The following is a 24,215-nucleotide window of genomic DNA, read 5'->3' as shown; positions in this document are numbered from 1 at the left end:
TTTAGCTACCTCCTTTGATTTGGCTGCCCTGTGATCGTGTGCTTCAAGCGTGCAACAGCCTTTTGTAATTGTTCGCCAAAATAGTTTATATCGTCGATCGTTTGACTCAGCGAATAGCTAACTCGAATACCACTTATTGCCCGTGCATCGTCAAAGCCCATCGCCTTAAGCACACGACTCGGTTTATTGGCAGAAGAAGAGCAAGCCGAACGGCTGGATACATAAATGTCCGCTTCCTCTAAAGCATGAACGAGCACCTCGGATTTCATCCCAGGAAAACAAAAATGCACAATATGTGGTGCCATTTCGCCTTCAGCATCAGACCCGCTCAGCCTTAATTCAGGAATATCCCGAATTGCAGCTGCCAGCTGTTTACGCAAAAGATGGGTATGTGCATGGAAACGATCCTGCTCTTCCACAGCCATTCTGATTGCCTTGGCCATACCGACAAGCGAAGGAACATTCTCCGTACCCGATCGAAGCCCGCCTTCCTGTCCGCCCCCATACATCAGTGGAGGAAGCTCCAGGCCTTTTCTAACGTATAAAAAGCCGCTCCCCTTAGGACCCCGCAGCTTATGAGCGGAGCAGGACAATAGATCAATCTTGAGCTTCCCCGGGTGCAGCGGCACTTTACCGATAGCCTGTACGGCATCTACATGAAATACTATCGTACGAGACCGTTGCCGCAGCAGCTCTCCAATGGCGGATATCGGCTGAATGCGACCTATTTCGTTATTGACCGCCATAATACTGACAAGTATCGTATCGTCGCTAAGAGCCTTGTCCAGTTCTTCCAGCTTCACGGCTCCCGTTGCGTCCACAGGCAAATAAGTGACTCGGAACCCCTGCCGCTCAAGCTCACGAAAGGTTTCATATACCGAGGCATGCTCCACAGCTGTCGTAATCAAATGATTACCGCGTTGCCGAAATCGGCGAGCTGTAGCTTGTATCGCCCAATTATTGCTTTCAGTCCCGCCTGAGGTGAATCGAATTTCTACCGGCTGGCAGCTCAAGCTGCTTGCGATGACGGCTCTGGCTTGACTTACCAGCTGTTCAGCAACAACACCCATACGATGCAAGGAAGAGGGATTGCCGTAATGCTGCTTCATGACTTCAGCAACTGCATCTATGACTTCATCATAAGGGGGCGTAGTTGCAGCATAGTCCAAATATAACATCGTCACTTCTCCTTATATGTAGACAACCACAAAAAACAAGACCTAGGCAAGCCCCTCACGAGTTAGGGTACTTGCTTTAGGTCTTGGGTCGCTAATTGTTATCCTTCATAATTGCGTTGTAAGTTCATGACCTTGGCAACATAGGCTTGTGTTTCCTTGGGAAGCTGACCCATCTTGGCTGCCAAATCATTGTCGTTGGCAATGCCCAAACGGTCGATACGACCGGAGCCTGCATTATAAGCAGCTAAAGCCACACCCTGGTTCCCATCATATTTCTTCAAAAGATTCGATAAATACTTGGTTCCGCCCTGAACGTTTTGTACAGGATCAAAAGGGTCGTTCACGCCAACGCTTTTCCCCGTTGCATCCATCAATTGCATCAAGCCTTTGGCACCCGCCTGAGATACTGCCTTTGAGTTAAAGGACGACTCTGCATCAATAACTGCTTTGACCAGGCTTGGTTGAACTTGATGTCGTCTGCTTGCTTCTTGAATTAACGGGTCCAATTCCTTAGCTTGCGCAGAACCGGATGTTTGGCCTGTACGATAAGAACTGGCGGAAGCAAACAATGAATTTAAGCTGCTTGGTTTAAATGCTGTTTGAGTTACAGGAGCAGACACTCCTGCATTGAATAATGTCGAGCTATCCGTATTTTGTGACAATAAATCATTTAACAGCTCTGAAAATTCAGATTCATCATCACTAGCACCTGAACCTTTGTTGGAAAGAATATCCGTTTTGTTCAGCAATTGCATACGTAAAAGCTCTTTTAACATTCGTGGATCAATGTTCATAGAAGACAATGCTCCTTAGTGTACAAGATGATACCTTATTGTACACTTTTTTGGAACGACCAGCTAGGCAAATTTTAGAATAATGCCATTCCTACCTTTACTTTTTTGCTTTAAACGTGTGACAGCACGTATTTTGCGTGTTCTCCGCATAATCCTTGTGCTCCGTAGAACCATGCTCTCCAGCAAATTCTGTTGACACATCCACGTTTGCATGCTGATCGATATCAATTAATATCGACTTTGCATTACATTTGTTGCCGTTAGCCCAATACGTACAATTGGCTACACTGCAGTTCACGTCTGGCATTTCATCACCCCTATATCAATGTACCCGGGGATTGAAAAGTCCATACGATTTGGTGAGTTGGAAAATAAGGACAAGGTACATCGCATGTGACCACAATAATGGGGTTGCAGGTGTTCCCCAGCGATTCAACCAGCTCTGATACACGTCTGAATCCGTCTCAGCATGAGCTACCTGCTCTGGTAATCGGCCAAGGGAATCCGCTTGCTCCACCATCCACTGCAGGGCCTGCTCAGCCTCCTGTCGTTTACCTGACGACAAAGATACCCAGCCATACCAAGCTGTTAGCAGAATCCAAGCGCCTCCGCCATAATATTCATCCTCGGAATAACGTCGGATCCCGCCGTCTGTTGTTTTCAAATCCGCTTCAATTTTGCAGATCGTGACTGCCATCACAGGGTGATCCGCTGCAAACACCTGAAACGGCTCACACAACCAGAGCGTGCTCGCATCCACACCAGTATATCCGATTTCATATTCATTTCCATTATAGGTCGGCCGTATACTTTTCACTACATATCCGCCCTCAGGGTGCACCATGTGCTCTACAATAAACTGTTTGATTTGTGAGCATTGTTCCAGCAAGTCCGTACGTCCAAGGAACTTGCCGACAGCTTCGATTCCTCCGTAAATGCATGCAAGTGTTGAAGGATGAAGCTGATCACCGCGCTCCTCCCAGCAGTCATAGTTCGGCTGCTTCCAAAAAGCACGTAAATAGCGAACCACCAGATCGACACTTTCCACAATAGTCTCTGGCAACTCGGTTCGGCCTGCTAATCGGTAATGCTCGATAACCCCCCATAGCCAGGTTCCATAACCATCAAGTTGAAAATGTCCCCACTCCACATTGTGGTCATCCCGTCCATCCAGCTGATATCGCGTATGTAAAAACTCATGCTGTCCTATGCTTTCCCCGCGCTCATGTCTTTCCAAAAGCAGCTCAATGCTAGTTTTCATACGTAAAATGATTTGACTGACCCAATTATAAAAGCCGGCGGCACTTTCTGTTTCACCATTAACATCCATTGCATGAGCTATAAAGCTGCCGTCCCGCAGCCAACTGTAGGCGTAATTGGCAAAAAGCGGACATGCCGTATAGCCGCCGCTTGGATGCTGGTTCCATTTAATTAACTGCTTGCTGATTGGTATCAGCTGTTCAGCAGTGATTTGCCAACCCTTTTCTTGCCCATTCATCGCCTCAAGTCCCCTCTAAAAAAAAAAAAGATGCTACATAGCACCTTTTTTCATCATCACAATTAAGCAAGATTAGACTCTCTCACCTTGCATACGTTTTTGAGTAATGTAATCCGTTTCATAATAAGTCAGATCTTCCCGCAAGGTTTCGAATATTTTCGAAAGCTCAATCGTCAAATCACGTACCTCACGAATCGGTTTTTTGCGGAAGCGAATCGCATCCTGTCCTGTATAAGCGTAACGGCCATCCTCGGAATAGCACTCATGCTTCGGATAAAAGAAGCTGTTCACCGAATTATGATAAACTTCATAAAGCACTTTTTCCGCATATTCCACATTAAAGCTCGGACGACGTAAGCTCATACCAAGCTTCTCATAAGCAACTTCACTGAATACTAGCAAATGTCTGGTATCCGACAAAAACCCTTTGTAAAACTCATCCATCTCAGGTTCTTGCTCCTTGTTGAGCTCTTGCAGAGAATGATCATTCAGAAATTTTTCGATTTTTGCAGTAGCTTCATTTAGCTTGTACTTCGTAGTTTCACATAAATTTTTCACATTCAGCACAGTCATGTCGCAGGACCTCCTTTAATCAACAACATCATATTTTTTAGTAGAACTGTTACACCTTTATCCTACCATAAATTCAAGCTAAAAGTAACTCGTAAAGTGTCAGTTGGTCAAAATGTTAAAGGCGATGATTTCCGGTAGTAAAAAACATTCCTGCGGAGACGCTAACGGTATCATTTTAAAGGAGGGGCCATTCGATGTGGAAATATGCTTTAGCTTTTGTTATGGTGCTCGCTTTCGGCGTGTTATTATTTCCTCGCAGTGAGGATCCGCTCAAATTCGAGACTTTATCGGCCGCTGCCGAGATGCAATCCAAGAAAAACATCATGCAGCAGGATCTGCAGGTAACCGGCGAGCTTTGCCGCAGCCAGTGCAATCTGGAGCTCGATCGTATGCTGCATTTGAAGGAAAAGGAATCGGCGGAGGCGAAGCTGACAGGCATGCAGCAGCTCCAAGCTGAGCATCCGCATATGGAGAAGCTCATCTGGACCCAGCATTCACAGCCTTTGGAGTCAGGTCTTCATTCTGGCAGTCTGGGTGAGTCCGTACAAACACAAGCTCAAGCGGAACTACAGAAGGCCAAGACGAACACGGAGCAAGGCAAGTCTTATCAGTCGGCTCCATTTGAAGCTAACGGTTCCACTTATTTTGTGCTTGGCGTGCCGTCAGAGGTTACAGACGAGGCACTGCTTGGGGTTGTTAAGCAAAGCATTTTGCAGCAGGTTGAGAATCATCAGCTTAACAATTTAAGGATCGTTACTTATCCGAGTGATAATCGTTACAAAATTGAATCCGTTGATTCCCGCACACTACAGGATGTCAAAGTCGATCATCCTGAGCAAAATGAGGGCACCAGCCATTATCATGTCAATCAGGTTGTTGTACGCTTCAACACTCAACCAAGTGAAGCGGAATTATCACAAATCGAAACGGATATTCAAGCCTCAAAGCCTTACCGAAAGCTTGGCTATACGTATATATTTGAATCGAAGCAAATGGAAGCCAAGCAGCTGATGAACTATTTTCAAAAGTGGAACATTGCATACGTAGAGCCTCACTTTTTGTATATGACTAACAGTACAGTGACCCAAAATCCTGCCGGAAACCCGCAGCCAGCTGCCTCTGACTACACGCTGCTGACGCCCAATGATTCGCTATATCAACGATATCAGTGGAACCTTCCTGCCATCGATACGGAGCTTGGCTGGGCTGTAAGCAAAGGCTCCAAAGATGTTCCTGTAGCCATCGTCGACACCGGTGTTGATCTTAATCACCCGGATCTGAAGGATCAGCTCATTAGCGGCTACAACGTAGTGAATTCGGAAATGTCGCCAATGGACGATGTCGGCCATGGGACCCATGTGGCCGGTGTCATCGGAGCCATTGTCAATAATCGACTGGGTGTAGCTGGAATGAGCTGGTATAATCCGATCATTCCTGTCAAGGTGCTCGATCAGTCGGGAGCAGGCAGCACGTATGCGGTGGCTCAAGGTATTATCTGGGCAACGGATCATGGAGCCAAAGTCATCAATATGAGCCTCGGCAACTATGCAGATGCCAACTTTTTACATGATGCCATTCGTTATGCCTACGATCATGATGTTGTACTTATTGCCGCTAGCGGTAATGACAACACAGAGCAGCCCGGTTATCCTGCGGCTTATCCGGAAGTGTTCGCAGTCGCTGCAACAGATGCGAATCGGAACAAGGCATCTTTCTCCAACTATGGAAATTACATCGATGTAGCTGCGCCCGGAGTCAATATTGCCAGCACTTACCCGCACAATCAGTATGCGGCATTATCCGGTACCTCGATGGCCAGCCCCCATGTGACGGCTCTGGCTGCACTTATCCGCTCAGTCAATCCGGCACTTACGAATAAAGAAGTCATGCAGCTCATGCGCGATACAGCATCCGATGCAGGACCAGCAGGTAAGGACAAATATTATGGTTATGGCATTATCGACGTCGTAGCCGCGGTGAAAAGCGCAGTAAATAAGAAAGGGGCTCTGGCGACCGAAAAGACCACACCTACTGAACGATCTGCTCAATCTCAAACCGGTGTCATTAGTGGTCTTGATTACTGGACCTCCTGGGCACAAAGATTGCTCGAACGGATGCAATCCCCTTAACTGTCTATATAACGCACAAAAACCGCCCTTAGGAGGCGGTTTTTCATTGGTAACAGGAAAGCTTGCACTTAAGCCGGGTTCTGTACTTCCAGTGGTCGTAACGGCTACCAGCCTCCCACCATTGAAGCAACAATCATCTATCTAGGCCAAACGTTGCCGTTTGGCTCAAGCGACCAACCCGAACGCCTCCCGGGCAAGGAGTGTCCCCAGAGGGACATGCGTTCCATTAGGTCTTGCACCAGATGGGGTTTACCAGGACATATGTCACCATATCTCCTCGTGGTCTCTTACACCACGGTTCCACCCTTACCTGTTCGTGGAAAACATTCCACGTCATCGGCGGTCCATTTCTGTGGCACTAGCCTTCAGCTCGCGCTGACTGGACGTTATCCAGCATCCTGCCCTGCGGAGCCCGGACTTTCCTCTCGTGATTTCTCACCAGCGATTGTCTGTCAAGCTTTCCTGATGTGCAAAGGATAGTATACAGGGATTTACGTTAAAATACAACAACAATTCATTGCTATTTAATCCATGACCTGCTTTAGCTTTGTAAATTTTACACGAATAGAAACGGCTCCGTATTAATTTCGGAGGCAAATACATCCGTATTTGATTTCTTTTCCTGCAATTTGGCTCGTAAATAATCGGCTACGCCGCGCTTTAATATTTTTTCAACATTATGGCCTGGATCAATGATACTAAGCCCTGCGGCCATGGCGTCCTGAGCTGTATGGTAGTCGATATCTCCGGTAATAAGCACATCCGCTCCTGCAAATAAAGCATGGCGGACGTATCTGCCCCCTGAGCCGCCAAGAACAGCGATTTTTTGTACTTTACGCTGTGGATTGCCGACAAGTCGAACAGCAGGAACCTCGTAGCCGTCTTTAACAAGCTCACACAGCTGCTCCAGGGTGACTGGCTCGAGCAGCTTGCCGACCCTGCCCAGACCGTAAGCGCGACCCTTTAAATCCAACGTGTATAGATCATAGGCTACTTCCTCATAAGGATGAGCTTTAATCATCGCCTGAACGACTCTTCTCTCAAGGCTTTGCGGAACAATTGTTTCCAACCGCATCTCGCGCACCTGCTCCAGCTTGCCCTGCTTACCGATAAAAGGTTCACTTCCAGCCTCAGGCAAAAAGGTCCCTGTTCCCTCGGCAGCAAAGCTGCAATGACTGTACTTCCCGATCGAACCCGCACCTGTACGGAAAATCGCTTCTCTAACAGGCTCCAAATGCGTCTCAGGCACAAACACGACGAGCTTTTTCAGCTTATCCGTATGCAATTCCTCAAGCGGTGAAAGCCCCGTTAGACCAATAGCATGCGCCATCATATCATTAACTCCGCCATCAGCCACATCAAGATTGGTGTGTGATATATAGACAGCAATATCATGCTTGATCAGCTTCTCATACAGCTTCCCTGCCACCGAATCGGTTTGCAAATGAGCAAGCGGCCTGAAAATTATCGCATGGTGAGCAATAATCAAATTAGCCTGCAGCCGGATCGCTTCATCAATCACCTCATCGTTCACATCCAGTGCCACCAGCACATTGCTGATTTCCTTTTGCAGGGTCCCCAGCTGTAACCCGATCTTGTCATCAGGAACCGCATAATGCTTGGGTGCCAGCTCCTCCATCAGTTGTATGACGGTTTGTCCTTTTGCAAGCATGCCAGTACCTCCTTGATTCGTTCAATCTCCTTCTGATACTCAAGCTCCTTTATTCTGGATTCAGGCAGTGTCGATAGAGCCAGCCGCTGTACAATCATCGCGAGCTTATCCAATTCCGACTCCCATTTCTGAAACCAGACCTCTTGAGGATGATCCAATAAGAAAGGGCCCAGCTTGAGCAGCAGCTCACGATTCACGGTTACTCCGTCTGCAAGCTGACGCTCCTGATAAAGCATAGCATTCGAGACTTGACTTAAATGGGAGGGCACTGCCGACAAAATCTCATAGATTTTGCCGTCCTCTTCGAGAATTTGCTCGTTTATTAATATCCAATCCTGCTGAATAAGCCACGAACGCACATTGGACTCACCAACATTGGGCTGTAAAATAAGTAATTGTACACCGTCCAGCTTATCCTTGCCAGCCTCAAGTATGTCGGCTATCAAGGCTCCGCCCATACCCGCTATTGTGATTACATCAATTTCTCCGACTTCCACAACCTCAAGACCATTTCCATGTCGGACATCAATAACTTGATCAAGTACAGAATCACGAACCTGCCTGGAGGCCGCTTGAAAGGGTCCAAGGTTCACTTCTCCAGCAACAGCTTTCACAATTTGCTTCTTCTGAGCCAAATAAACCGGAAGCAGTGCATGATCCGAACCAATGTCAGCCAAACGGCTTCCTGTCGGCACACCACCCGCAATCATTTCCAAACGTTTTGATATTCGCAGCATATTATGTAACCCACTCTATCCATTTTTTTCTTAAAGCAAACAGCAAGCTCGCTTCAATAAACAATTTGACTAAAAAAACAATTTGAACCGTATCCTCACCATAAAGCTCGGAATACAGCATAGCATACAATTCAGGCATGAACCAAACGATGCAGCTCAGCATAAGAAAAACTGTACCCATCTGCTTGCTTCTTTCATGAATCATCCAGCCCATCCAGCCAAATACGATGCTGAGTGGCACCCAGCTAAGCTCCAGCGTAATCCAGCTCGCCAGATCCAGCTGATAATGCAGCAGCCAGCCATAACAAAAGATAAGCACGACCCAGCCGCACAATTGAAAAAGCATAAATCTTGACAACAGACCCGTTAACAACCAGACTATACTGCATACAGCTACATATCCGACAACCAGCACCGGCTTCTGAATCCCGTGAAGCTTAAGCATAAACACACCAATAAACAGTAAAAACAAGGAGGCTACTCCAAACAATATTTGAGCTCGAAGAGGCTCCTTGGATCGCTGCAGGCTTCCAACCGTATAACAACAAAACAAAAGAAGCATCGATAGGCCCATTTGCATTGGTAATTCAAAAGCGGTAAAATTAAGAGCAGCATAAGAAATAAGAGCAATTACAACAAATATTGATATCCATATTTTCCAATTACTGTCTTTTATGGCTGTTGGGGTTACACCGAGAAAACCGGAACTGGACTTCGGCCTTTCAGAAGAATCTTCCAAATATAAATTTAATAAAAAATCGCAATAATGTTCCGGTAAAAGCTTGCTTTTCCGCCAACGCTCAATTTCCATAATTAATATTCTTCTTTTTTCGTCCATTGCCATTGCACACGATCACCTCTTCAATACTGAGCAGCCATTTTCCTGAATTTTATTCAATTCCTGTCATTTATTTATCGGTAATGCTCAGACAAAAAATTAGACCTAACTGCAGATGCAGTAAGGTCTAACCAATAACTACTCTAGGAAATCTTTCAGACGCTTGCTGCGGCTTGGATGTCTCAGCTTCCGCAATGCCTTGGCTTCGATCTGACGAATCCGTTCCCGGGTAACGCCAAACACTTTACCGACTTCTTCCAGTGTACGCGTACGCCCGTCATCAAGGCCAAAACGTAGTCGAAGCACGTTTTCCTCACGTTCTGTCAACGTATCCAGCACGTCCTCCAGTTGCTCCTTCAACAGCTCATAGGCAGCAGCATCAGCAGGAGCCAGTGCTTCCTGATCCTCGATAAAATCACCCAAATGGGAGTCGTCCTCTTCGCCGATCGGTGTCTCCAGAGAAACCGGTTCCTGAGCGATTTTCATTATTTCCCGAACCTTATCCGTACTTAGATCCATTTCCTTGGCGATTTCTTCCGGAGTCGGTTCGCGCCCCAGTTCTTGAAGCAATTGACGGGAAACACGAATGAGCTTGTTTATGGTTTCAACCATATGTACCGGTATCCGGATCGTCCTTGCCTGATCGGCAATCGCACGGGTGATTGCCTGACGAATCCACCAGGTCGCATACGTACTGAATTTGAAACCTTTATCATGGTCAAACTTTTCAACCGCTTTAATCAAGCCCATGTTGCCTTCCTGAATCAAATCGAGAAACAGCATACCGCGCCCGACATAACGCTTGGCAATGCTTACCACGAGACGCAGGTTAGCTTCAGCCAGACGGCGCTTGGCTTCTTCATCTCCAAGCTCGATTCGCTTTGCCAAATCGATCTCATCTTCCGCAGATAACAACGGCACTCTGCCGATTTCCTTCAGGTACATCCGAACCGGATCATTTATCTTTATTCCCGGAGGCAGTGAAATATCATCCTCAAAGTTAAAATCATCATGTTCCCGATCCCTATCACGATCTATCGGGCTGATTTCATTATCTTCATCTGACTCATTCCCTACATCAATACCCATTTCGGAAAGCTGCTCGAAAAACTCATCGATTTGTTCCGGATCCTGATCAAAAGGAGCCAGCTTCTCCATGATATCCTTATAAGTTAAAGATGAACGTTTTTTGCCCAGCTCAACAAGCTGGTCTTTTACCTGATCCAACGTCAACTCTGTCTCTATCTCCGTGTGTTGATCGTTCGCCATATGCTAACTCCCTCCTCCCTAGAGCCATCGAAGATAAATTCAAACGAATTATCATGATGATTTTAATTGTTTGACTAGGGATGTAATCTCATTGCCAATTTGACCGGCCATCTTCAGATCACCTGATCGTTCTGCCACTATCATTTCTTCTGTTTTTTGCTTGATCAATTGTTGAAGCTTATATTTTTTAATTTTACTTATACAATCGTCAACAACCTGATTATTTATCCAATAAGCGTTGCCCATCATAGCAATTGAGCTTGCCAACCCCTCCAATTCTTCCTCTTGAAGCATCGCAATAAAGCTGCTGGCGTTTGGCTCATACCCTTGCTCATAATATGAATACAAATAAGCGGCCAAAACTGCATGTGCATCCTCATTAAATTGGTCTCCCAAGTTCTGTTTCACATAATCTGTTACGTCGCGATCATGTAGCATAATAGCCAGTAACTGGCGTTCTGCATCTTGATTTGGAGACACTGCGGTTTGTTCCCGGGGTGTTCGTTCATTCCTAACATTATTCCACGCTTTCGCTTTATTATCCCCGGAGTTACTACTTTTTTCCGCTTGGAGCCTGATCTCGTTCAGGTTTTGCAAAGTCGTTTCAAAGGAATAACGAAATTCTGTAGATAGCTCCCTTACATAGTGCTCTCTTTCGATTGGAGACGTGATGTCTGCAATAATTTTGAGCGCCTGCTGCATGTAGCGAAGCTTTTCCCCGTCCTCCTGCAGTTTAAAGTTTTTGCGAAAATAAAGAAGTTTGTATTTGATCGACGGTACGGCGTTTTCTATAACTTCCCGTACAAATCGCTCAGAACCATGATGGGTAATAAAGTCATCCGGATCCTGCGCATTTGGAATCATGGCTATTTTGACCAGACATCCGGCCTGCTCCAAAATAGGGATGCTCTTATATGCAGCATTTTGTCCAGCGGAATCACCGTCGTAGGCCACCGTTACCTGATCGGCTTGCTTGCGAATCACATCTGTATGCTCTTCGGTCAACGCTGTACCCATGGTTGCCACACCATTGGTTATGCCTGCATCCCAAGCCTTGATTACATCCATGTACCCTTCAAATACAACAATTTGCTGCAGCTTACGAATTTGCGGTCGTGCCAGATGCATGTTGTACAAGCTTTTGCTTTTATGGAAAAGCATCGTTTCCGGGCTGTTTAAATATTTGGGCTGCGCCTCACCCATAGCTCTACCCGCAAAAGCAATTAGCCGTCCCTTCCAATCGTGGATAGGGAACATGATCCGATCACGAAATTTGTCAAAGTACCCTTGTCCTTCCTGTCTTGCAGACAAAAGGCCTCCTTTTTCCATAAGCGGTAAAGCATATTGACGCTTCTCCAGCAGTTGGGCCAATGTGTCCCAATTGGATGGTGCATAACCAATACCAAACGTGTCGATCAGCTTATCATTTAACCCCCGTGAACGTAAATATTCCATTGCTTGCTTGCCCTGCTCGGTATTTTTCAAAATATGCTGGTACAGCTTTCCGGTAAATTCGTAAGCCTCATATAGCTTTGTCTTTTCCGGATTTTGCTGGGATGGAGTATCCGATCCAAGATCAATACCGAGATCCAGATTCGCTTCAGCAGCCATTTGATTAATCGCTTCGATGAAGGTAAAGCCTTCAATCTCCATTAAAAATCGTATAGCCCCGCCTCCTGCACCACAGCCGTAACAATGATAAATTTGCTTTTCAGGTGTGACGGTAAAGGAAGGAGTTTTCTCGGAATGAAAAGGACATAACCCTTTCATATAGTGACCCTGCTTGCTTAAATGGACATAACGGCCTACGACATCGACAATGTCATGATGCTTAAGTACCTTTTCGATGACTTCTTCCGGAATACGTCCGTTACTCATTCTATCCACCTTCATTCAAATTAACACGTAATAATATTCGCTAACTCTCGGAAATCTCCTGCAAGCCACGCAAAACTTTTGTCAAAGATTGTAGAAAAAAGTGTCGGTCTTCATCTGTGAAAGGCCTTGGGCCTTTGCTGTGTTTGCCTCCGCGCCGCTGCTTGGCCTGTTCATGCCTGCGATCGAGTAAAAAATCAATCGTCAAATCTGAGTACTGCTGGCCTCGATTCGACATGGCTAGCGCTTTTTTGCCTAAAGCAAGTGCAGCTAAACCAAAGTCTTGAGTTACTAATACGTCTCCGGCAGCAATTCGATTCACAATATAAAGATCCACCGACTGATCGGAACGATCAACTTGTACAATCTCTACTCCATCCATTGGTGCCAGCCTATGGTCATAGGAAGCTACCATCAGCACATCAACCCCAAAAGGTGCTGCTGCCTTAACAATTTCCGGCTTCACCGGGCAAGCATCGGCATCCACAATAATTTTGTGGGCTTTAGGCATGTTGACCCCATCTTTCTGAATAAGCGTAGCTTCACTTGGGTGCTCATAATAGCACTATATCTAATATATACGCTGAAGAAATAAAAAATCCTGCTTCCTGTTTATAAAAAGCATTACCTGCCCCGGTACCATTCCATGATCAATGCTGCTGTCTCTTCTACAGCTCTATTGGACACATCAATGACCGTACAGCCGATGCGTTTCATTATCCGGTCTGCGTATTCAAGCTCTACATTTATTCTTTCCACATTGGCATACGAAGCCGTTCGTGGCAGACCGAGCATTTTTAGACGCTCCGTGCGAATCACATTAAGCTTGTCGGGATCAATACGAAGCCCGATAATTTTTTTGTTCGATACGGTGAACAGCTGCTCGGGCGGTTGTATTTCGGGAACAAGCGGCACATTGGCTACCTTAAACTTTTTGTGTGCGAGGTACATCGACAATGGGGTTTTGGACGTTCGCGATACGCCAACCAATACAATGTCAGCCTGCAGCACGCCGGTATAATCGCGTCCATCATCATATTTAACCGCAAACTCAACCGCTTCTACCTTTTTGAAATAACCTTCGTCCAGCAGATGAATCATGCCAGGCTGATGTCTTGAGGTTTGCTGCATTTTTTGCTCCAAAGCATTCAACACAGGCCCCAGCAAATCAATATGTATCAGTTGGTGCAGCATGGCCTGCTGAATCAAATAATCGCGAAGCTCAGGAATAACGAGTGTAAATACAATAATCCCGTCACACTTAGCTGCAGTTTGGATCAGTTTGTCAACGTCTTCTTGATCTTCAAGAAAAGGCATAATACGCACATCTACCAAGTGGGGATAAAATTGAACAGCTGCCGCGTGTACTACAGCTTCTCCCGTATCACCCGCAGAATCGGAGGCAACAAGAATAATTGGATTGGATTTGTCCGTCATCGGCATACATCTTCCTTCCTATTCAAAAAAAGAACTCGCCAACAAGCCTGTGCGAGACTCATGACGAGGAATAATTTAATGTAATTTATTATATTAGCAAATCGTATGAATAATGTCAAACCCCATATTTATCCATTTGATCCAGAAAACCTCGCGTTTTTAGTGCCACACCAATATGGGTATCGAAGTAAGCCCTCATCAGTCTTTTTAGACTTGCTTTGGTTTCCGGTTTGACATCAATCTGTCCCAGTCTGCGTATGTCCATATGTGCGAACAGACGAACAAGCTTGAGTGTTCCCGACGTGAGCGATAGCGCTTGTGGATCCTTATGCCGGCATTTCTCACATAGCATACCGCCGAGCGCCGGGCTAAAAGCCATCGTATTACCATCGTTTCTACAGGCTACACAAACCTCCAGCTCCGGCAAATACCCGGCTTGCACCCATATTTTTATTTCATAAATGAATGCAATGATTTGCATATCCTTCTGCTCAACCAGTCCTTGCAGCGCTGCGTTCAGCTGATCAAACAAAAAGGAATTGGCCTCTTGGTCAGCCAGCAAACGATCCGTCAGCTCAGCCATGTAGGAAGCATAGGCGGACATATGAAGATCCTCCCGAATCCGATGGTGCGAATCTATAATTTCTGCATGCTTTAAAGTACCCAGCTGACCTGATCTGAAAAACAGATAATCTCCAAGAGTGAACAACTGGGATACCGAGCCGTAACGGCTTTTAAGCTTTTTGGCGCCGCGGACAATGACTGCCATTTTGCCCATTTCACGTGTAAACAAGGTAATGATCTTATTGCCTTCCCCATAGTCCATACTCCGTATGACGATTCCTTGTACCTGATACTGCATCGCCGATTTCCCCCAAGCCCATCTTAAAGAGGTATTTCAGTAAATCTCCTGAGGCTATTCTAAACCATCATCAGACTCTGACGTCAAGTCCTCTTCCGCTTCAATTGAATCGGTATCATTGTTGATCTCCTTATACAGCAGATATGCATCCACATCACCTGTTAACGAAAAATATTGCCACGAAAAATCTCTCATGCTGCATCATCCCTCCGTAAGCCAAGCGTCTGCTAACAGCAGAAAAGCTTTCCTTCTTATCATGAGCTGGACGGTATCTGGCGATAGTATAGGATGTTACGTTTGAGCGATAATTATGTTAAGCAATAACTGCCACCCATCGGCTATTCGTTATTATTCGTTGCGAAAGCCAAGGTCACGCAGAACCCGATCCTGATTACGCCAATCCTTTTTCACTTTGACCCATAGTTCCAGGAAGGTTTTGGAGCCAAGCAGCGCCTCGATGTCATAGCGGGCCTTTTGCCCGATTTCTTTAAGTAGAGCACCCTTTTTCCCTATTACAATCCCTTTTTGTGAGTCCCTTTCCACATAAATAATCGCCGATATATGAACAACGCCATTAGCTTCTACCTTCATGTCCTCGATGCCTACAGCGATGGAATGCGGAATTTCCTCACGGGTCAGATGAAGAATTTTCTCACGTATCAGCTCGGCGCATACGAACTGCTCAGGATGGTCTGTTACCTGATCAGCCGGATAATATTGCGGGCCTTCCGGCAAATATTTCGTAATTTGCTCAAGAAGCGTATTGACGTTGTTGCCCTTCATCGCGGATACCGGAATGATTTCTGCGAAATCGTACAAATCTTTATATTGGGTAATGATCGGCAGCAGTGCTTCCGGCTGGATCTGATCGATTTTGTTCATCACTAGGATGACCGGTGTAGTCACCTTTTTCAAATTTTCAATAATAAAGCGGTCACCGCCGCCGAGCCCTTCCACGACATCGATCAGCATCAGAATCGCATCCACTTCCTTCAGAGAGCTTTCTGCGACCTTCATCATATAATCGCCTAGCTTGGATTGCGGTTTATGAATCCCCGGCGTATCGAGAAATACGATCTGAGATTGTTCAGTTGTATAAACACCATGAATTTTGTTGCGTGTTGTTTGCGGCTTGTCTGACATAATAGCAATTTTTTGGCCAATGACCTGGTTCATCAATGTGGATTTACCGACATTGGGACGTCCGATAATAGCGACAAAACCGGATTTGTAAGCTTTCTTTGGGGTTGTTGATGTCATTATACTATTGTTCCTCCATTTAGATCGTTCTGTGTAAAGGCTCCGGGAAGCAGCTCGGCTACGGTTGTTTCGATAATAGCTCCCTGTAGATTCGCCATATAAACCGGCATGTCCGGAGCACATAATTCAATCAAAACTTGACGGCATACCCCACACGGAGTAATCGGGTTAGGTGTATCGCCTACGACAGCAATGGCACGGAAGCTTCGTGGAGGTTTCCCATCAGCAATTGCACGAAATAGCGCTGTGCGCTCGGCACAATTCGTTGGACCGTAAGCTGCATTTTCGACGTTGCAGCCCAAGTGGACTTGACCGTCCGAATCCAGCAAGGCACTGCCAACCTTAAAATGCGAATAAGGCACATAGGCTTTCTCCCTTGCTTCCAGTGCCCGTCCAAGTAATTGGTGCTTGTCCATCGGCATCGTTCCTTTCTTAATTCACTAAATAATAGACGCAGGCTGCCACGAAGCATCCGACCAGTCCACCCAGAATTAGCGATGGAAAAGAACGACTGCGCTTGTCGTAGAGCACCAGCACGACGAGAAAGGCAAGTAAATACGAGAGTAATGCTACTAAAGTAATTGAAACATATGAAGCAATAAAGGTGGCTATCGCAAAAGCGAGGGCTGCGAGCAAGCTCAAGCGAAGCCTGCTGCCCTTGGTTGAAAATCTGGTCTCGAGTACAATAATCGTCAGGATCACCAAACTAAGCAATATCCATACCATAGCCGCAGAAAAGCTATGACCCTCCGCTTGCCGTGCACTGCGGAATAGATGGTCGATAGGCTCATAGAAAACGACCATCCCGACTATAGCCGCAAAAACCGCAGACACCAGTACGGAGGCTGCGGCCACATCCTTGGCTATTTTGGCAAGGGGATGACGATCAGGCATAGCAAGATCAACCGCTTTTTCAATCGCTGTATTGATCAGCTCTGTTACGATCATCAACGTTACAGCCATTAAAATAAACAGGATTTCAAACTTGGGCAAACGCAAGTAAAGTGCTAGCAGCAGAACGATAAAAGCGGCAAAAAAATGAAATTTCATATTGCGCTGTGTAGAAAGGGCATACTTTACTCCCTCATACGCATACCGAAAGCTTCTGCGCCACTTTACCTTCGAATTCATCTTACCAATCCTGCCTGCTGTAAAATTTGCTCCTGCTTGGCAAACATGATTTTCTCCGCTTCTTCATTGTCATGATCGTAACCGATCAAATGCAGGAAACCATGCACAAACAAAAATCCGAGCTCACGCTCTACAGAGTGACCGTAATCCTCACTTTGCTCGATGGCTCTGGGCACCGATATAATGATATCCCCCAGCGGCTCCTCAAAGATCGTAACAAGTCCATCTTCATCCTCGTCATCCTGCAGTTCCAGCTCTATGTCATCCTCACGCTCGTTAGAATCGTCTATCTCATCAGATTTGTCAAGACGTTCAACATCGTCCAGATCTTCCTCGTCCACATACTCGTCTTCATCGTCACTCTCATCCACATAGATGATCTCCATCTCATCCTCACCGATGTCATTCATCGCAAAGGACAGCACATCTGTAGGCTTATCGAGTCCACGATATTCTTTATTTAAGCGTTGAATTTCTGCATCGTCAACAAAGGTTAGGGCTACCTCGCCCTCTGCGACCTGCTCCGATTTCCCGGCAAGCTGAAGCAGCAGTTCCAGCTTATCAATAAGCTCCTGTGTAATTTCGTAATGGGTTTGCTCGCTGCTCCATTCCAGACGTAGAGACATAGCTTTAGCTCCTTTTTTCTTGATTCTGTGTCGTTGATGGCTGGCTCGCAGCCGGAAGATTTGTTGGATATTCGATTCTGGAATGAAAAATGCCTAATAACGTTTCGTTTAAGGTTTTGGCTATTTGATCCAATTCCTTGGTAGTCAGATCACAATCGTTAAACTGGCCGTCATCCAATCTGCCTTTAATAATTTTACGAACCATGGAGTCAATCTGTTCCATATTCGGACTGCGAAGGGAGCGGACAGCCGCTTCTACACAATCGGCAATACCAACAATAGCGACCTCCTTGGATTGTGCAAGTGGACCGTCATATCGGTACTCCTGCTCATCAGGAGTTGGCTCCCCTGCTGCCTCGGCAATTTTCTTAGCTTTGTGATAAAAGAATTGCAGCAGTGTCGTGCCATGATGCTGCTCGGCGATATCGCGAATCTGCTTTGGAATGTGATATTCCTTCAGCATTTCGACGCCATCTCTCGCATGCGCTACAATGATCGACTTGCTAAGCTCCGGGTCCATCTTATCATGCGGATTTTCTATATTTGTCTGATTTTCGATAAAATAAGCAGGCCGCTTCGTTTTCCCGATATCATGATAGTATGCGCCTACTCTGCATAGAAGTCCATCCGCGCCGATCGCTTCAGCCGCTGTTTCTGCCAGATTGCCAACCATAATACTGTGATGATACGTTCCTGGAGTTTCCGTTAGCAGCTTTCGCAGCAATGGATGGTTCGGATTAGACAGCTCCACCAGCTTCAAGGGAGACAGAATACCGAAAGCAGTCTCGAAAAAAGGTAGAAGTCCAATGACGAATACAGCTGTAAGCAGACCGCTGCCCACGATAAACGATAAGGCAAAAAGCATATTCCGCTTGCTCTCATGATCTTCAATCAGCAGCAGGGAACCCATAAGCAGCATCCCCATCAAAGCCACGATAACACCTGCCTTGAGAATGGTTGAACGCTGGCCTGCCCGCTGGATGGAGAAGATAGCGGCAAATGAGGTTGCCATAGTAACCAGTCCATAACGAAAATCAAACGACTGCAGGTGGTCCATGTTAAAAATCATGCTGGCCATAACTGAAAACAGCATAGCTCCCATAAAAGCAAGCTTTTCATCCAACAAGATGACTATAAGCATAACCCCCATTGCCGTCGGAGCCAGAAGTCCAATATAAGGGTAATCCAAATTTTGCACCAGAGAAAACAGCTTCATACCGAGAAGATTAATGATGATGATAAGAAGCAGCATGACCAGCTGTACGTTATTGCTGCTGATGGACAGCGTGCTTTGTCTGACAAACATAAAAACAGCTATGGCTAACATCAGCACCATAATGATTAACCCAATACGCGGCCAATAGCTGGCTTCGTCCTGAAGCATATCCAGACTGCTCAACCGTTGGTAAATATCGGCCGTTATCGGTTCACCTTTACTGACGAGCACATCATTTTTATTAACAAATACCGGTTTTACGTTATCCCTTGCATGGCCCTTTGCGGTTTCTGTCCCTTTTTGATCGAGAAATTTATTAGGCGTTATGGCAGCTCGTACAATTTCCTGCACCATTTCCCTGGACATACTTTTCGTCAAGGTTGAGCTGTTCACAAGCTCGGCAACCTTGGCCCGTACTGTCTGAGCCTCCATAATCTGATCGTTCATCAACCGTGTCACGATATCTTTAGCGACCGGTTCCATCAACGCGAGATCTTCCTTGGGCAAACGCGGCATCTTGTAAAAGGTTTCCTCCGGAATACGGTACTGCTGCTCATTGATTTTTTTGCGCATTTCTTGCAGTAATGCATCATTATATTGACCGCTGACAGCAAAGCTCTGAATCTGTTTATCCATGTGATCCTGCGCGAGAATGGGAAATACGGATTTGAAAATATTGACCTTATCCCCTAAAGTAACCTCCGAGTCAGCGTTGATTTGCTGCAGCTTTTCGAACATCGCTTCGATCAATGCCTCATTCTTTAAAGACACAATCCTGTAGACGGGCTGAACGTGCTGCGCAGCATCCTCCTTGGCCTTCTCGGTAGCTATAGCGTTTTCAATGGCGCGCGGAGCCAGAATGTCCTTTTCCGCTGTAGAACCCACCTGAATATCATAGGTTTGCGGAATCATTCTGTTCGTCAGCGAAGCATATAGTACGACTGCAAGCAGGAAAAACAGAAGAAAGCGCACCAAGGCACTATATTTCCAGCCAACAAGCGGATTTTGAAGTTTTCTTTGAATATTGTTCATTGCGAAAGGTCATCCCTTTCTATACACATCCTGATGAACTAAGACGTATCAGGTTATTTGTCGTTTTGTTCATTATAGGCAATAATGATCTTTTGAACCAGAGCATGTCTGACAACATCCGCTTCAGAAAACTGAATAAATCCGATCTCTTCAATCCCCTTCAAAATACGTTGCACCTCGATAAGACCCGAGGATTTGCCGCGCGGCAGGTCAATCTGCGTTACATCTCCGGTAATAACCATTTTCGAGCCAAAACCGAGACGAGTCAAGAACATCTTCATCTGCTCAGGCGTCGTGTTCTGCGCCTCATCCAAAATAATAAACGAATCATCCAGTGTCCGCCCACGCATATAGGCAAGAGGCGCAATTTCAATCAAACCTCTTTCGAGCGATTTCAGCACCTGCTCAGGTCCGAGGACATCGTTAAGTGCATCATACAATGGGCGAAGATAAGGGTCAACCTTTTCCTGCAGATCTCCCGGTAGAAATCCCAGACTTTCTCCAGCTTCGACAGCAGGCCTAGTTAACACAATCCGTTTCACTTTGCCTTCTTTAAGAGCCGTGACCGCGATAACGACAGCCAGATACGTTTTCCCTGTACCCGCTGGCCCAATGCCAAATACAATATCTTTTTGTTTGATCGTAGACACGTACTGCTTTTGACCGATGGTTTTTACCCGGATAGGCTTGCCCTTATGCGTAGTTGCAATATCGCCCTTGAACAAATCCAGAAGCTGATCAGCCTTCATATCCTTGGACAGCTCAATAGCATACAGCACATCGCGTTCAGTCAATATGTAATTGTTTCGAACGAGCTCTAGCAGTACATCAAATAGCTGCTGAAGCGAATCCATCTCACCCGCATTGCCCCTTATGACGATTTCTTCACCACGGGACTGAATGCTGGCACGGGTATGCTGCTCGATTAACTGCAAGAACTTGTCCTGCGGCCCAAAGAGAGCTAGCCCCTCAGCTGTATTCTTCAAAGCTACTTTGATAAAACGTGATTGATCAGTCAACAGGCCTCTTCTCCTTAAAGTTTGCGTAGCAAACTAGCATCGTTAGCACTTTCCTTCAAGCGAATGCGTTATGGTATAATTGCTTGCTCTTGGGTAATCGATTCTTCCACTTCCAAATGCACTTCCATATAAACTTTACCATTGTCCGTCTTTTCATGCAAAATTTTTTGATTTACGACCTTGGCATCCCCACCGACAGCAGCTATAATTTCCAGCTTGGCCTGCTCCATACCAACGGCTCGTGCCTCTTGCAGCTCCATAGGTCGGTCGACGAGTTGAACCTCCATAATCCGCTCTCGCAGCCAGCCGATCGGGAGGACATAATCTCTCCACTGCAGTGTCTTGCGTTCCGGTATCGTTTCATAGCTCTCGAAACTGAGGGCGCCATAACCCGTAAGCTGCAGCGCTCGGCTGCCCAATACCAAATAAGAACGGTTTTGTGTCGAGCCTGTGTAGGTCTTATACTGCCGCAGGAGTGGCACCTCGACTTGAGGTGTATACCATACAATTCCTTTTACTTGACCGCTCGCAACTACAGTTTGCCGATGGGTTTCGTCACCTAATATACCCGATATGAGGATGTCCCCTTTTTTTACATACGTATTGATTTTGGCGACGGGCCTTCCCTTTTCAGCAAAAATAGATGTCACCAAGGCATTCTTGGAGGCCACCAGATGGCGAGGATTCAGCAGCTGCGGCTTGTCAGGCAAAGTTGCTTCCACTACCTTGATTACGACCTGCGTTCCTTGGATTTCAACCCCTACCCATGCCGTACCCGCAAGCTTTCCCTGCAGGTTTTTGGACAATACATCCGAATCCTTGAGCCGAAACTTCCACTGCAGCTTGTAGATCCCTTCCTGCCTGGCTGTCTGCAAAATATCCTGTGTACTGATCAATTCATTACCTTCAACCCGCACCTGCCAAACTAGGGAGGACAGCAAATAAAGCCCTATGATAAATCCAATCAGACCAATTGCAAAAAACTTGCGCTTCTCCAAACGACTTAGCAGAAAAGGAAATCCGAACCGCTCAAGGACATGGACCCGACAGCCTGTCTCCTTTAAAAGCGGGCGAAGCCCGAAAAAATCTTTCAGAGACATATACAGCTTCGCATAACCCTCATAAAAACAAATATCCCAAGCCAATATTCGCTTCTCGACCAATTGATTAATAAATGACTCCAAATTCTGTCCACGAACCTCTATCCTGACGTACCCTCTTACCCATAAAAAAATGGATGATTTCAAATCGGTGCACCTCTTTTACGGAATATATTTGAGCTCATGAACGATCCCTTCAATGTATACTTCCTCAGGATAAATAACCCGGATCACTAGCTCCTTCCCATGTACCTCAAGCTTTCCTTGGGATAAGCCAAGCCGCAGCAGCTCACTTGAAACATGCTGAACTCCGCGGTGATTTTCAATATATAGCTGCACATTGCCAATCATCGTTACACGGGGCAAGTCCGATGTGACATCCTGAGGAAGGTCCAGCATTTGGGAGGTAAGCTTATGAAAACTTTTAGTAATACTTCGCATCCTGTATCCCCCTTAAGAGCTTTTCGACGGATATTGTACTTCCTGAGCGTCTAAGGACTAATGGCGCTGCGTTTACTGAACGCACACATACTATTTACAACATATGCGAATAAATAGCTGTTTATGAAAACATACCAAAGAACCGCTGACTCCACGGATTCAGCGGCTGCATTTCTTTTACGAACTTCACACGTATGAATTCACATAGCCATACCCGCCTGCCCATCATCCACTGCAATCGTTCCTGACAGTCGTAAAGGGGTGATAGACAGGCAGGAACGATCCATGAGGTCTTATTGCTACAAAGAGTAGCTAAGGCGCTGATTCACCACCTGAAAGCTTTGAAGCGTAAGGTCATTTTTTTATATCGAACGTAATCCAACACAAAAAAACACTCCTAAACGGAGTGTTTTTTTGCTGCTATGATAATAGCTGTTGAACGGCCTGATTGACAATCTTGCCATCGGCACGTCCCTTCACCTTTGGCATCAATGCACCCATGACTTTTCCCATATCCGCTTTAGAAGAGGCACCCACTTCTTGGATGGTCTGCTGTACAATGGATTTCACTTCTTCTTCAGTAAGCTGCTGCGGTAAGTACTCGATCAGAATTTCAATTTCAGCCTTAACGGTTTCCGCCAGGTCATCACGACCGGCTTTTTCGAACTCTTGGAGGGAATCCCTACGTTGTTTTATCTCGCGACTTAGAACTTCAAGTACTTCTTGGTCATCTAAGGGTTTACGTTGATCTATCTCGATATTCTTGATAGAGGCACGAACCATACGGATTACGGAGAGTTTAAACTTGGCCTGGCTCTTCATCGCAAGCTTCATATCTTCATTGAGTTTTTCGCTTAAGCTCATCGTTTAAGCCCCCTAGAACTTTCTCTTGCGAGCAGCCTCAGACTTTAACTTACGCTTAACGCTTGGTTTTTCATAATGCTTGCGTTTCTTTACCTCCGCTAACACGCCATCTTTTGCGATGGTGCGCTTAAAGCGACGAAGTGCAGCATCTATAGTTTCATTTTTGCGAACTCGAGTTTCTGACACCAGTTTTCCCTCCCTCCGAACAGACCGTCCAAGACAAAAAAAAGCAGTTTATCAACTACAATTATATTGCATACACAAACATAGGTCAACCTAGATGGCAAAAATTTATTTTGCGTTAAGCGCACCCAGCTTTTCACCGGCCAATAAATGGTAATGTATGTGAAAAACAACCTGTCCAGAGTCAGCACCACAGTTGTTAATCAACCTGTAGCCACTTTCGAAAACACCTTCCTGTTTGGCGATTTCCTGGGCAGCGATATGTAAATCCCCGATCAATCCGCGGTCATCCGGCTCAACATCATTCATGGTCGCAATATGCTTTTTCGGTATAATTAAAATATGTACAGGTGCAGCAGGCTGAATGTCGCGAAATGCCAATACATGCTCATTCTCATACACCTTGGTCGAAGGAATCGATCCTTCTACGATTTTGCAAAATATACAGCTCACAGGTGGAAGTCCTCCTTTATACTCAATG

The 24,215-nt window shown here is 46.0% G+C and carries 26 protein-coding genes and 1 other RNA gene; 1 reads left to right on the top strand and 26 read right to left on the bottom strand.

All coding sequences use genetic code 11. The features are described 5' to 3' along the window. Positions 1-5: 5 nt before the first annotated feature. The 5 genes from LRL21_RS16930 to LRL21_RS16910 all read right to left on the bottom strand — a co-directional run bounded on the left by LRL21_RS16930 (position 6) and on the right by LRL21_RS16910 (position 4,043). A complete protein-coding gene (locus tag LRL21_RS16930) occupies positions 6-1,178 on the bottom strand; it encodes a cysteine desulfurase family protein (RefSeq protein WP_240416974.1) in 1,173 nt (390 codons plus the stop codon). A gap of 98 nt (positions 1,179-1,276) precedes the next feature. Then, on the bottom strand, positions 1,277-1,972 hold the full coding sequence (locus LRL21_RS16925) for a lytic transglycosylase domain-containing protein (protein WP_240416973.1): 696 nt from the start codon (positions 1,970-1,972) through the stop codon (positions 1,277-1,279). Positions 1,973-2,069: 97 nt separating this feature from the next. Beyond that, entirely contained in the window at positions 2,070-2,279 is a 210-nt protein-coding gene (locus tag LRL21_RS16920) for a DUF1540 domain-containing protein (RefSeq protein WP_076230137.1), read from the bottom strand. Between the two features lie 15 nt (positions 2,280-2,294). Continuing rightward, positions 2,295-3,470: a glycoside hydrolase family 15 protein gene (locus LRL21_RS16915; protein ID WP_240416972.1), complete on the bottom strand. Its 1,176-nt coding sequence runs from the start codon at positions 3,468-3,470 to the stop codon at positions 2,295-2,297. Between the two features lie 72 nt (positions 3,471-3,542). Continuing rightward, entirely contained in the window at positions 3,543-4,043 is a 501-nt protein-coding gene (locus LRL21_RS16910) for a DUF3907 family protein (RefSeq protein ID WP_240416971.1), read from the bottom strand. Between the two features lie 194 nt (positions 4,044-4,237). On the opposite strand from LRL21_RS16910, the gene LRL21_RS16905 reads away from it, so the two are divergent. Next, a complete protein-coding gene (locus tag LRL21_RS16905; RefSeq protein WP_240416970.1) occupies positions 4,238-6,172 on the top strand; it encodes a S8 family peptidase in 1,935 nt (644 codons plus the stop codon). A 53-nt stretch (positions 6,173-6,225) separates the two neighbouring features. On the opposite strand, the gene rnpB is transcribed toward LRL21_RS16905, so the two are convergent. From rnpB to LRL21_RS16800, 21 genes are all read right to left on the bottom strand, one after another. Then, positions 6,226-6,633: RNase P RNA component class A (gene rnpB / locus LRL21_RS16900), an RNA gene on the bottom strand. A 95-nt stretch (positions 6,634-6,728) separates the two neighbouring features. Then, on the bottom strand, positions 6,729-7,844 hold the full coding sequence (locus tag LRL21_RS16895) for a Nif3-like dinuclear metal center hexameric protein (RefSeq protein WP_240416969.1): 1,116 nt from the start codon (positions 7,842-7,844) through the stop codon (positions 6,729-6,731). Then, positions 7,811-8,581 (bottom strand): tRNA (adenine(22)-N(1))-methyltransferase, encoded by a 771-nt coding sequence (locus LRL21_RS16890; protein ID WP_240416968.1) that lies wholly within the window; start codon positions 8,579-8,581, stop codon positions 7,811-7,813. The genes LRL21_RS16895 and LRL21_RS16890 overlap by 34 nt, the downstream gene beginning before the upstream one ends. 1 nt (position 8,582) lies before the next feature. Continuing rightward, positions 8,583-9,425, bottom strand: coding sequence for a hypothetical protein (locus LRL21_RS16885; protein WP_240416967.1), 843 nt, complete (start codon positions 9,423-9,425; stop codon positions 8,583-8,585). A gap of 132 nt (positions 9,426-9,557) precedes the next feature. Then, on the bottom strand, positions 9,558-10,688 hold the full coding sequence (gene rpoD / locus LRL21_RS16880; protein ID WP_076230131.1) for an RNA polymerase sigma factor RpoD: 1,131 nt from the start codon (positions 10,686-10,688) through the stop codon (positions 9,558-9,560). 51 nt (positions 10,689-10,739) lie between these two features. Further along, positions 10,740-12,566 (bottom strand): DNA primase, encoded by a 1,827-nt coding sequence (gene dnaG, locus LRL21_RS16875; RefSeq protein ID WP_240416966.1) that lies wholly within the window; start codon positions 12,564-12,566, stop codon positions 10,740-10,742. Between the two features lie 40 nt (positions 12,567-12,606). Then, entirely contained in the window at positions 12,607-13,074 is a 468-nt protein-coding gene (locus LRL21_RS16870) for a YaiI/YqxD family protein (RefSeq protein WP_240416965.1), read from the bottom strand. Between the two features lie 113 nt (positions 13,075-13,187). Next, the gene (locus LRL21_RS16865; protein WP_240417092.1) at positions 13,188-14,000 is read right to left on the bottom strand and encodes a pyruvate, water dikinase regulatory protein; all 813 of its coding nucleotides are present in this window, start codon (positions 13,998-14,000) and stop codon (positions 13,188-13,190) included. Between the two features lie 115 nt (positions 14,001-14,115). After that, positions 14,116-14,862, bottom strand: a complete 747-nt coding sequence (gene recO / locus LRL21_RS16860) for a DNA repair protein RecO (RefSeq protein WP_240416964.1) — start codon at positions 14,860-14,862, stop codon at positions 14,116-14,118. Between the two features lie 54 nt (positions 14,863-14,916). Then, positions 14,917-15,057 (bottom strand): YqzL family protein, encoded by a 141-nt coding sequence (locus tag LRL21_RS16855; protein ID WP_240416963.1) that lies wholly within the window; start codon positions 15,055-15,057, stop codon positions 14,917-14,919. Between the two features lie 153 nt (positions 15,058-15,210). Next, positions 15,211-16,122: a GTPase Era gene (era, locus tag LRL21_RS16850; protein WP_240416962.1), complete on the bottom strand. Its 912-nt coding sequence runs from the start codon at positions 16,120-16,122 to the stop codon at positions 15,211-15,213. Then, the gene (locus LRL21_RS16845) at positions 16,122-16,538 is read right to left on the bottom strand and encodes a cytidine deaminase (RefSeq protein ID WP_240417091.1); all 417 of its coding nucleotides are present in this window, start codon (positions 16,536-16,538) and stop codon (positions 16,122-16,124) included. The genes era and LRL21_RS16845 overlap by 1 nt, the downstream gene beginning before the upstream one ends. 16 nt (positions 16,539-16,554) lie before the next feature. Beyond that, positions 16,555-17,253 (bottom strand): diacylglycerol kinase family protein, encoded by a 699-nt coding sequence (locus tag LRL21_RS16840; protein WP_240416961.1) that lies wholly within the window; start codon positions 17,251-17,253, stop codon positions 16,555-16,557. Further along, on the bottom strand, positions 17,250-17,879 hold the full coding sequence (gene ybeY / locus LRL21_RS16835) for an rRNA maturation RNase YbeY (protein ID WP_240416960.1): 630 nt from the start codon (positions 17,877-17,879) through the stop codon (positions 17,250-17,252). Before ybeY ends, LRL21_RS16840 begins: the two co-directional genes overlap by 4 nt. Before the next feature lie 4 nt (positions 17,880-17,883). Continuing rightward, the gene (locus LRL21_RS16830) at positions 17,884-20,127 is read right to left on the bottom strand and encodes an HD family phosphohydrolase (protein ID WP_240416959.1); all 2,244 of its coding nucleotides are present in this window, start codon (positions 20,125-20,127) and stop codon (positions 17,884-17,886) included. Between the two features lie 53 nt (positions 20,128-20,180). Beyond that, positions 20,181-21,146 carry a PhoH family protein gene (locus LRL21_RS16825; RefSeq protein WP_240416958.1) on the bottom strand — a complete coding sequence of 322 codons (966 nt, stop codon included), beginning with the start codon at positions 21,144-21,146 and terminating at the stop codon, positions 20,181-20,183. Between the two features lie 68 nt (positions 21,147-21,214). Continuing rightward, positions 21,215-22,393 carry a sporulation protein YqfD gene (yqfD, locus tag LRL21_RS16820; RefSeq protein WP_240416957.1) on the bottom strand — a complete coding sequence of 393 codons (1,179 nt, stop codon included), beginning with the start codon at positions 22,391-22,393 and terminating at the stop codon, positions 21,215-21,217. Positions 22,394-22,408: 15 nt separating this feature from the next. After that, positions 22,409-22,687: a sporulation protein YqfC gene (gene yqfC, locus LRL21_RS16815; protein WP_240416956.1), complete on the bottom strand. Its 279-nt coding sequence runs from the start codon at positions 22,685-22,687 to the stop codon at positions 22,409-22,411. 420 nt (positions 22,688-23,107) lie between these two features. Then, positions 23,108-23,551, bottom strand: coding sequence for a GatB/YqeY domain-containing protein (locus LRL21_RS16810; protein WP_076230117.1), 444 nt, complete (start codon positions 23,549-23,551; stop codon positions 23,108-23,110). Between the two features lie 12 nt (positions 23,552-23,563). After that, positions 23,564-23,737 (bottom strand): 30S ribosomal protein S21, encoded by a 174-nt coding sequence (gene rpsU, locus LRL21_RS16805; RefSeq protein WP_076230116.1) that lies wholly within the window; start codon positions 23,735-23,737, stop codon positions 23,564-23,566. 105 nt (positions 23,738-23,842) lie between these two features. After that, positions 23,843-24,187 (bottom strand): histidine triad nucleotide-binding protein, encoded by a 345-nt coding sequence (locus tag LRL21_RS16800; RefSeq protein ID WP_240416955.1) that lies wholly within the window; start codon positions 24,185-24,187, stop codon positions 23,843-23,845. Positions 24,188-24,215: the final 28 nt, after the last annotated feature.

The organism is Paenibacillus periandrae, assembly GCF_022458865.1.
Classification (GTDB): domain Bacteria; phylum Bacillota; class Bacilli; order Paenibacillales; family NBRC-103111; genus Paenibacillus_S; species Paenibacillus_S periandrae.
The sequence above is the reverse complement of the archived record's forward strand: the minus strand, read 5'-3'. Positions and strand labels throughout refer to the sequence as shown.